Source organism: Roseomonas rosulenta (genome assembly GCF_016106005.1).
Lineage (GTDB): Bacteria > Pseudomonadota > Alphaproteobacteria > Acetobacterales > Acetobacteraceae > Neoroseomonas > Neoroseomonas rosulenta.
Genome location: NZ_JACADR010000174.1, coordinates 1 through 9,421 on the forward strand (window position 1 = coordinate 1; position 9,421 = coordinate 9,421).

At 72.5% G+C, this 9,421-nt stretch carries 10 protein-coding genes and 1 pseudogene; 8 read left to right on the forward strand and 3 right to left on the reverse strand.

Annotated features, from left to right (window positions below):
* Together HW578_RS18015 and pdxH are read right to left on the reverse strand one after the other, a co-directional pair.
* Positions 1-534: pseudogene (locus HW578_RS18015) on the reverse strand (AAA family ATPase); the annotation flags it as partial.
* Complete coding sequence (pdxH, locus tag HW578_RS18020) at positions 531-1,124, reverse strand: pyridoxamine 5'-phosphate oxidase (RefSeq protein ID WP_198372012.1); 594 nt, start codon at positions 1,122-1,124, stop codon at positions 531-533. The gene pdxH and the pseudogene HW578_RS18015, both read right to left, overlap by 4 nt.
* A 150-nt stretch (positions 1,125-1,274) precedes the next feature.
* On the opposite strand from pdxH, the gene fabI reads away from it, so the two are divergent.
* The 4 genes from fabI to HW578_RS18040 all read left to right on the forward strand — a co-directional run bounded on the left by fabI (position 1,275) and on the right by HW578_RS18040 (position 4,324).
* Positions 1,275-2,105 (forward strand): enoyl-ACP reductase FabI, encoded by an 831-nt coding sequence (gene fabI / locus HW578_RS18025; protein ID WP_408906255.1) that lies wholly within the window; start codon positions 1,275-1,277, stop codon positions 2,103-2,105.
* Positions 2,102-2,476 carry a hypothetical protein gene (locus HW578_RS18030; protein WP_198372015.1) on the forward strand — a complete coding sequence of 125 codons (375 nt, stop codon included), beginning with the start codon at positions 2,102-2,104 and terminating at the stop codon, positions 2,474-2,476. The genes fabI and HW578_RS18030 overlap by 4 nt, the downstream gene beginning before the upstream one ends.
* A gap of 49 nt (positions 2,477-2,525) precedes the next feature.
* A complete protein-coding gene (gene aroC / locus HW578_RS18035; RefSeq protein WP_198372021.1) occupies positions 2,526-3,632 on the forward strand; it encodes a chorismate synthase in 1,107 nt (368 codons plus the stop codon).
* 110 nt (positions 3,633-3,742) lie between these two features.
* Positions 3,743-4,324: a PDDEXK family nuclease gene (locus tag HW578_RS18040; RefSeq protein WP_198372022.1), complete on the forward strand. Its 582-nt coding sequence runs from the start codon at positions 3,743-3,745 to the stop codon at positions 4,322-4,324.
* A 59-nt stretch (positions 4,325-4,383) separates the two neighbouring features.
* Here HW578_RS18040 and HW578_RS18045 read toward each other — a convergent pair whose 3' ends face one another.
* Positions 4,384-6,426 carry a 4Fe-4S dicluster domain-containing protein gene (locus tag HW578_RS18045; protein WP_198372028.1) on the reverse strand — a complete coding sequence of 681 codons (2,043 nt, stop codon included), beginning with the start codon at positions 6,424-6,426 and terminating at the stop codon, positions 4,384-4,386.
* 86 nt (positions 6,427-6,512) lie between these two features.
* Here HW578_RS18045 and HW578_RS18050 point away from each other — a divergent pair, with 86 nt between their 5' ends.
* Genes HW578_RS18050 through HW578_RS18065 form a run of 4 tightly spaced genes read left to right on the forward strand, consistent with a single transcriptional unit; the run spans position 6,513 to position 9,317 of the window.
* Positions 6,513-7,199 carry a biotin/lipoate--protein ligase family protein gene (locus tag HW578_RS18050; RefSeq protein WP_198372030.1) on the forward strand — a complete coding sequence of 229 codons (687 nt, stop codon included), beginning with the start codon at positions 6,513-6,515 and terminating at the stop codon, positions 7,197-7,199.
* Entirely contained in the window at positions 7,196-7,771 is a 576-nt protein-coding gene (locus tag HW578_RS18055; RefSeq protein ID WP_198372032.1) for a DUF6505 family protein, read from the forward strand. The genes HW578_RS18050 and HW578_RS18055 overlap by 4 nt, the downstream gene beginning before the upstream one ends.
* Positions 7,768-8,808, forward strand: a complete 1,041-nt coding sequence (locus tag HW578_RS18060) for a DUF6352 family protein (protein WP_198372034.1) — start codon at positions 7,768-7,770, stop codon at positions 8,806-8,808. Before HW578_RS18055 ends, HW578_RS18060 begins: the two co-directional genes overlap by 4 nt.
* Positions 8,805-9,317 carry a DUF3305 domain-containing protein gene (locus HW578_RS18065; RefSeq protein ID WP_198372036.1) on the forward strand — a complete coding sequence of 171 codons (513 nt, stop codon included), beginning with the start codon at positions 8,805-8,807 and terminating at the stop codon, positions 9,315-9,317. Before HW578_RS18060 ends, HW578_RS18065 begins: the two co-directional genes overlap by 4 nt.
* Positions 9,318-9,421 lie beyond the last annotated feature (104 nt).

A 9,421-nucleotide genomic window follows, 5' to 3' on the forward strand; every position in this document is an offset into this window, starting at 1 on the left:
GGCCCAGGCCTCGACGCGCAGCGGGTCGAGGCCCGCGCGCCGTGCGGCGGGGATGTTCCCCTCCAGGATGCGCGCCATCGCGCCGGACGCATCGACCGCGGCGCGCTCCGCCGCCGCATGCATCGCGGCCACCGCATCCGCCGCGGCGTCGAGCAGCGCCGGGGCCAGCCCGCCGCGCGCCGCCACGGCATCGAGGAAATGCCCCGCCGGGATCGGCGCCATGCGCAGCACCCATTCCGCCGCGGGGCCTTCGCCGCCCTCGCGCAGCGCGCCATCCGCCCCGCGCGTGAGCGGCACCACGTCGCGATACAGCCCCGGCGCATGCGGCGCGTTCAGCGCCAGTTCGCGCCGGCAGAAGCGCTCGCGGTCCTCGAGGCGGGTGAAATCGAGGAAGCCCAGCGCCACCGCCTTCTTCATCTTCCAGGCGGTGTCCGCCCCGACATAGACGGCCGAGATATGCGTCTCGACCGGTGCGGCGCCGGACAGACGCGCCAGCAGCGCCGCGGCTTCCGCCTGCGCCGCCGGGATGCTCACGGATAGAGCGTCTCGATCCGCCAGCCGCTCCCCTCGTGGTGGAAGACGCGGCGCTCGTGCAGGCGGAACGGCATGTCGCGCCACAGCTCGATGCGCCGCGGCAGCACCCGGAAGCCCGACCAGTGCGGCGGGCGCGGGATCTCCCCGATCGCGTATTTCAGCCCGTATTCCGCCACCGCCTTCTCGAGCGCGAACCGCGACTCCAGCGGGCGCGACTGCTTCGATGCCCAGGCGCCGAGGCGCGAGGTCCGCGCGCGGGAGGCGTAGTAGGCATCGGCCTCCGCATCGCTCACCTGCTCGACGGCGCCTTCAACGCGCACGCTGCGCGCCAGCGTCTTCCAGTGGAAGCACAGCGCCGCCTGCGGGTTGGCCGCGAGTTCCCCACCCTTGCGGCTCTCGAGGTTGGTGTAGAAGACGAAGCCGCGCGCATCCACACCCTTCAGCAGCACCATGCGCGCGGAGGGCGCGCCATCCGGCGTCGCGGTGGCCAGGCACACCGCGTTGGGGTCGTTCGGTTCGCTCGCGGCCGCCTCGGCCATCCAGGCCTCGAAGATGGCGATCGGGTCGTCGGTGGTGGCGGTGCCGTCCATGGGGGTGCTCCTTGTCCCTGCCTGTATCGGGGCGCGGCGGCGCCGGGCAAGGGGCGGGGGGCGGAACGCACTTGCCCCGCGCTACCCGCCATGGCACCACCGACCCCTCCTATGCCACCCGGACGGGCCCCGACCGCGATGAACGACGCCATGCCAGAGCCCCGGATCGCCACCGGTACCCTCATGCAGGGCAAGCGCGGCCTGATCATGGGCGTGGCGAACGACCGCTCGATCGCCTGGGGCATCGCCCGCGCCGTGGCCGCCCAGGGGGGCGAGATCGCCTTCACCTACCAGGGCGAGGCGCTGGAGAAGCGCGTGAAGCCGCTGGCCGAGAGCGTCGGCTCCTCCCTGGTGCTGCCCTGCGACGTGGGCGACGACGCCAGCATGGACGCCGCCTTCGATGCGGTGGCGAAGGCCTGGGGGAAGATTGACTTCCTGGTCCATGCCATCGGCTATGCGGACAAGCAGTTCCTGCGCGGGCGCTACCTGGACACGCCGCGCGCCGCCTTCCTGCAGGCCATGGACATCTCCTGCTTCTCCTTCGTCGCCGTCGGGCAGCGCGCGGCGGCGCTGATGTCCGCCGGCGGGTCGCTGCTCACGCTCTCCTACCTGGGGGCGGAGCGCGTCACCCCCCACTACAACGTGATGGGCGTGGCCAAGGCGGCGCTCGAAGCAAGTGTGCGCTACATGGCGACCGACCTCGGCGAGCGCGGCATCCGGGTCAACGCCATCTCCGCCGGTCCGATCAAGACGCTGGCGGCGAGCGGCATCGGCGACTTCCGCTACATCCTGCGCTGGAACCAGTATAATTCCCCGCTGCGCCGCAACGTCACCATCGAGGAAGTGGGCGGGTCGGGCCTCTACCTGCTGTCGGACCTCTCGCAGGGTGTCACCGGCGAGGTGCACCACGTCGATTCCGGCTACCACATCGTCGGCATGAAGAACCCCGATGCGCCGGACATCACGGTGGAGAAGTCGTGAGGCCCCTGCTGGCGGCCGCCTTCGCCGGGTCGCTTGTCCTGCTGGCCGTCGCGCCGGCGCGCGCGCAGATGGACGATGGCCGCTGCTGGGTCGCCGTCCGCGTCACCGGCCCCGATACCATGCGCGTCAGCGAGCACGAGGCAGAGCAGCGCATCCGCCTGCGCTGCCGCGCCGGAGATGCGCTGGTCTTCCTGACCGACACCGGCCAGCCCGCCGGCGACCTGGTCGCGCGCTGGTGCGACATGGCCCGGCCCTTCATGGTGGAGCGCATCCCCGAGCAGGTCGAGGTTCCCGGCAGCGCCGAGCTGGTGCGCGCGGTGTTGACCATGGCCACCTGCACCTATCGCGGCGGGCCGCGGATGGACCGGTAGGCGCCGTCGCCGTTGAGGGACGGGCCGCAACGGGCTAAGGCCCACCGCCATGTCCCACAACACCTTCGGCCACCTGTTCCGCGTCACCACCTGGGGCGAATCCCACGGCCCGGCCATCGGCTGCGTGGTCGATGGCGCCCCCCCGCGCCTGGCGCTGACCGAGGCCGACATCCAGCCCTTTCTCGACCGTCGCCGCCCCGGCCAGTCGAAATTCGTCACCCAGCGCCAGGAAGCCGACCAGGTGCGCATCCTGTCGGGCGTGATGGACGGGCTGACCACCGGCACGCCCATCGCACTGCAGATCGAGAACACCGACCAGCGATCGAAGGATTATTCCGAGATCGCCGAACGCTTCCGCCCCGGCCATGCGGACATCACCTACGAACTGAAATACGGCATCCGCGACTATCGCGGCGGCGGGCGGTCCAGCGCGCGCGAGACGGCGATGCGCGTGGCCGCTGGCGCGGTGGCGCGCAAGGTGCTGGGCCCGGATGTGCGCATCCGCGGCGCCCTGGTGGCGATGGGCGGGGACTGGGTTGACCCGGCCGGCTGGGACTGGGCGGCAGTGGAGGAGAACGCATTCTTCTGCCCCGACCGCTCGGCGGCCGCGCGCTGGGAGGAACGCCTGCTCGCCCTGCGCAAGTCCGGCGATTCGGTCGGCGCGGTGATCGAGGTGGTGGCCGAGGGCGTCCCGCCCGGCCTGGGGGCGCCGATCTACGGCAAGCTCGATGCCGAACTCGCTTCCGCGCTGATGTCGATCAACGCGGTGAAAGGGGTCGAGATCGGCGACGGCTTCGGCGCCGCCGCGCTCACCGGCGCCGACAATGCCGACGAGATGCGCATGAACCCGGACGGCACGGTCGCCTTCCAGTCGAACCATGCCGGCGGAATCCTGGGCGGCATCAGCACCGGCCAGCCGATCGTCGCGCGCTTCGCGGTGAAGCCGACCAGCTCGATCCTGACGCCGCGCGCCTCGGTGGACCGGCAGGGGCGGGAGGTGGAGGTGCTGACCAAGGGCCGCCACGACCCCTGTGTCGGCATCCGCGCGGTGCCGGTGGGCGAGGCGATGCTGGCGATCGTGCTGGCCGACCAGCTGCTGCGGCACCGGGCGCAGAACCCGGATGCGCCGGGGGTGGCGCGGCTGCCGCGGAACTGACACGGGCCCAACGCGGTCCGCGATAGCGAATCGGCGACCTTTTCCTAGTGTACGCGGAGATTGACGCTAGACCTGACGGTGATCGTGCACCTTCAGGGAACCCAATCGAGATGACTAACGAAGAGCCGTGGCGCAAATATCGACCAATTCCGGTTGAGTTCGCGGGAGTACGATATCGCAGTCGCCTCGAAGCGCGGTGGGCGGCGTTATTCACCAATCTGGGTTGGTCATTTCGCTATGAGCCGCAAGAGCTGCCGGGATGGGCGCCCGATTTCCTGATCGACGGTCCCGATGCTTTGATATTTGTCGAGGTGAAACCAGCGCTCGGCAAAACGTTGGCTTCGAACAAGATGGCTTCCGCAGTTTCAGTCCTAGGCACTGACCAGCGGGTTTTCGGCATGGTTGTCTGCGAGGGACCGGTTCACGCCAAGGGAACTGACGAGTCTGTCATTGGTACGGCGTTCGGCTGGGATAGGGACTTGTGCGGATGGTGTTGGGGCAGCGCCCGTCTCGTCACGAGACTGAGGCGTCATTCGCTCGCCTACGACCTGCACTGGGGTGCGGAGGACACCTGTTTGCTGGCTGCAGGAAACGAGACGAGTGGCAACGTCGTTACCGTTGACCAATGGACCGCAACCACTCTCTGGTCGTCGGCGTGGAGTGCTGTCCGTTACGTACCCCGCGTCGGATAGGCATTTTCGTCGAATAGCGATATGCGGCCGCGGCCGCAGGAGGCGCGCCGGGGCGCCCGCTACTCCTCCGCCTTCTTCGCCCGCTCCGCCTCGCGCAGGTAATCCTCCGTCGTCTTGGTCACCGGCCGCGCCGGCCCGGCATAGGGGTCGAGCCCGCCGCTCGTCGCCTCCGTGATCCGGCAATCGTCACACAGCTCCAGGATCGCGAGCCGCGCCGGGTCGGCGAACATCCAATGCGCCGACAGCTTCGCCTTAACCCGCGCGATCGAGGCCTTGGTGCCGAACAGCTTGCCGCAGCGCGGGCAGGACGCCGGTTCTTCCTGCTTGACCACCTGCGGGCTCGCCGCGGCTTCGGCGAAGTTCAGCCGCGGCTCCAGCGTGATGACCTTCTCCGGGCAGGTCGCCGCGCACAGCCCGCATTGCACGCAGGCATCCTCGAGGAAGCGCAGCTGCGGCGTCTCGGGGTTCGCGGAAAACGCCGAGGTCGGGCAGACGCTGGTGCAGGCCAGGCACAGCGTGCAGCCGGCGGTGTCCACATGCGCCGCGCCGAAGGGTGCGAGTGCGGGCAGCGCCACCGTCGCCACCTGCGACCCCGCCTCGCGGCGCAGCGCGCGCAGCGCCTGCAACGCCATCTCGCGCGGCGTGCCGATCGCCTGGTGGGTGGAGGGCGAAAATGCGAAAGGCGCACGGGGCAGCGCGGCCAGCGCCTCGCCCAGCGTGAAGGGATCGTCCGTCTCGATCATGGCCGCGCGCGGGCTTGCGTGGCCGAGGCCCATCCCCGCCAGCGCGGCATTCACCGTCTCGATGTTGCGCGCCAGGCCTTCCGCGCCGTGGCGGCCGCGCGCGGGCAGCAGCACGCGCACGGCGGACGCCCCCCAGGCGAAGGCGCCGGCCAGCAGCGACAGGTCGATCGCGGTCGGCTCGTTGACCAGCAGCGGCAGCACGCGGGCGGGCAGGCCATCGCCATGGCGCGCCAGCGCATCGAGCATCGACGCGCCCTGCGCCTCGTCGTGCAGCAGCAGCACCGGCGCCTCGCCGCCGGCCTCCCGGTACGCCAGCAGCAGGGTGCGGATGCGCCGCGCCATCGCCTCGGCCGGCGGCAGGGTGTAGGTGGCCGCACCCGTCGGGCAGACCGCCGCACAGGCGCCGCAGCCTGCGCAGATCTCGGCACTGATCACCACCTGGTCCTTGAGCGGCCCGGTGCCCGGCGTGATGGCGCCGGTGGGGCACAGGTCGATGCAGCGCGTGCAGCCGTTGCGCTTGTTGCGCGCATGGGCGCAGAGGCTGCCCTCGAAGGCGATGAAGCGCGGCTTGTCGAAGGTGCCGACCAACTCGCCGGCCGCGGCGATGGCGCGCTCCACCTCGGCGGGATCGGCGGGATCGGCGCGCAGGTAGCCTTGGCGGACCTCATGCGCGGGGAACAGCGGCGCACCGCCCGACAGGTCGAGCACGATGTCGGCGTGGCTGATGGCGCCATCCTTGCCGGGCCCGAACTCGTAGCGCGCGCGGGAGGACGGGCGCGGCATCGCCGCCCCGTCCACCGTGACCTCGAAGGCGCCGAGCCAGCCGGTGGCGCTTCGCGCGCGGCCCTTCATCACCGGGAAGGGTGCGCTGCGCGGCGGCGTCACATCCTCGGCGCCGGTCAGCAGCACGGTCAGGTCCAGCCGATCGGCCAGCTTCGCCGCCGCCTCCAGCGCCACGGCGTCGCGGCCCAGTACCAGCGTGACACCGCGGCTTTCGAGCGGCACCAGCGGCGTGGCCGGCATCGGCTCGGCCGCGGCGGCGACCAGCGCGGCCATCTTCGGCCCGGCGGCGCGGCCCTCGGCGGCCCAGCCGGCATGCTCGCGGATGTTGACGAAGGTCGGCGCCGCGGCGCCGGCCTCGGCGGCTTCCTGGGCAAACAGCGGCGCCTGCGCGGTGCAGGCGACGGTCAGCGGCCGGCCGGTGGCAAGTGCAGCCATGAAGCGATCCAGCTGCGCCATGCAGAGCTGCTCGGCGGTGCGCAGCTCGGCCCTGCAGCCGCGCGCGATGGCCCGCTCGTCGAGGCGCATCGTGTCCTCGCAGCTGCACACCAGGGCGATCCGCCCATCCGTTCCGCTCATGCCAGCCTGGCCCCCCGGCGCGCCCCGTTTGGTGCTGCGGGGCGGCGCGCATATATGCCGGCTCGCACGATCATGCGAGGGAGCGCGTGTCCGAGGGCCTGCCCGACCTGCCGAGCGTCTTCACCCCGATCATCGCCCTGCGCGAGGCGGGGGACGCGCTGGCGCGCGCGGTGGAGGAGGCGCCGCGGCAGGGCGCGGGCACGCTGGTCTGGGTGCGCTCCTGGGGCCGGATCGAGGCGGCGGTGGTCCTCGAGCCGGAGCAGGCGCTCGCCGCCGCCCGGCCGGCGCTGCTCGCGGCGCTGGCCGCCTTCGCCGATGCCGCCGGCGCGCTGGGTCCGCCCGAGGTGCCGCTCACCTTCGACTGGCCGGCGACCATCCGGGTGAATGGCGGCGTGGTCGGCGGCGCGCGGCTGGTGGTCCCGCCCGGCTGCGCCGAGGATGCGGTGCCCGACTGGCTGGTGGTCGGGATCGAGGTCGCCTTCGCTGCCGCCGACCAGGATCCCGGCCGCGACCCCGGCCGCACCACCCTGTTCGAGGAAGGCTACAACGACACCACGCCTGCCGAGCTTACGGCCGCCTGGGCGCGGCACCTGATGGCGACGCTGGCCGACTGGCAGGCGCGCGGCTTCCGCATCCTGGCGGAGCGCTACCTGGCGCGGCTGGACCCGGCGATCGGCGCGGGTGGGCGGCGCGGCCTCGACCCCGCCACCGGCGCGCTGGTGCTGGAGCGGGACGGGCGGCGCGAACACCGCGGCCTGGCGGAGGCGGCATGACGCGGCTGCTGCGCACCATCCGGCTCGACCCCTCCGACGCGCTGGTGTTTCAGCACGCTGCCGAGCCCGGCGAATGGGCGGTGCCCGGCGGCTTCTGTTTCTGGGACGACGATGTCGCCGCGCGCGATGGCAAGCGGCGCCAGGCCTTCCGCGCGGGCTTCCTCGGCCTGTCATCCTTCGGCTGGTCGACGCTGGTGCAGGTGGCGAGTGCCACGCCGGCGCAACGGGAGGCGGCGGTGGCGGCGCTCGCCGCGCATATCCGCGCGGCCCATGGCGCGCCCGACGATGCGGCGGCGCGCGCCGCGGCGGAGGACGAGGTGGCCTTCGCCGAATCGCTCTGCGACCACCCGCCTGGCACGCTGGTCGCGCTCAGCCGCAGCTTCGAGGGCGGCGAGCTGCGCGAGCGCTTCCGCACCCTGCACGAGCGCGCCCAGGAACACCGCGCCTTCGAGGCACTGCCGGTCTTCGCCGCGGTGGCGGTCGAGGGCGAGGAGGAGGCGCCGATCCGCCCCGACCTCTCGCGCATGGCGCGCAGCACCGGCACGCCGCGCCGCGGGCAGGACGACGCATGAACGACGCACTTTCCCCCGGCGACTTCTGGGTCGCCTCCGGCCATCACCTGTGCGACCTAGCCGCGCATGGCCGCCTCGCCGCGACCGACGATCTCTGGCGCGCCTTCCTTGCCCGGCCGGAGCTGATCCCGCCCGAGGAAGCCTGCGAGGCCGAGCGCGCGCTGCACGGCGCGCTGATGGCCGCGCCTCTGCAGCCGGTGGAGCCCGCGCGCGTCGCCGCGCTGGCCGATGCCGATGCGCGCGAGAACTTCACCCAGTTCCTGGCCTTCCGCGACCGCGTCGCCGCGCATTCGACGCTCGAGGCCGCCTGGGTGGCGCTTTACCGCGAGGGAGTGGCGGGCATACCGCCCATCCTGCTGCAGATGCTCACGCACCTGGTGGCGCGCGCCGCGCTGGAAGGCGAGGGCGACCCCTTCGCGCTGCGCGCCGGCGAATTGCTGTTCCGCACCCAGCGCGTGGGCATCCACCAGGGTGCGACGCTGCTCGCGGATGAGGAGGTGGTCGAGATGCGCGGGCGCGACGGCGGCTTCGGCGCGCTCGGGCAGTTGCTGGTCGAGGCCGGCGCGCCGCCGCGCGAGGTCGAGCTCGACGTGCTGAACGACGCCAATGCGCACCTGTATCACGGCCGGTCGGACGCGCATGACTTCGCCCTCGACATCGCCGAGGGCCGCCCCGGCCAGGCCGGCATCGCGCGGATGCTGGAACGCTTCATCCGCCACATCCTCGGCGAGGAGGTCGCGATCCGCCCCGTGCCGGTGATCGAGGACCGCGACTGGACCTGGCATGTCGGCCTCGATGCCGAGGCGACGTCGATCGCCAACGACCTGTGGCACGGGAAGAAGGTGCGCCAGGAACGCCTCGTGCGCATCCTGTGGCTGGGCGTGCTGGAGTTCCGCGACGCCTCGCGCGTGATCGCGCGCGTGGCGGGGCGGCCGGTGTATCTTGCGCTGGCGATGGATGCGGCGAACCGGCTGCGGATGAAGCCGCAGAACCTGGTGGCCGGCCTGCCGCTCAAGGCGCGCGAGGAGGCAGCATGACGCTGGAAGTCCCGGGCACGCTGCGCGTCGAGGTCGGCGTGGTGGTGGAACGCCGCCCCGGCGTGACCCCCTGGGCCGAGCACGCCTGGCAGCCGCGCGAGGTGATCGAGGACGCCCCGCCCGCGCCCCCCTGGACCGTGCTGCGCGAGGAGGCCGGCCGGACCCTGTTCCTGGCCGGCACCGCCAAGGTCGCGCTGCACCCGACCGACACCGACAACTACATTCATAACCTCGAGCAGGACCCGCCGCGGATCTGGGTGCTGCTGCGCCCGACCGAGGCCCCGCCGGGCTATGCGCTGCAGGCCGTGACTGTCGATGCGGGCGAGGCGCAGCTCTACGCCGAATCGGGGTCCGACCTGCTGGAGGCCCTGCCCATGCCCCCCCGCCTGCGCCTGCTGGTCGAGCGATTCGTCGCCGAACACCACAAGGTGCGCGAATTCCACAAGCGCAAGCGCGACCGCGCGGACACCGAAGCGCTTGGCCGCCGGTCGCGGCTGGAGGCGCCGTGAGCGAGGATGGCTTCCTGGCGCGCTGGTCGCGGCGCAAGCGCGCGGCCGAGGCCGGCCTGCCCCCCGCCGAGCCCGACCCTGCGCCGGCCGCGGCCCCGGCGCCC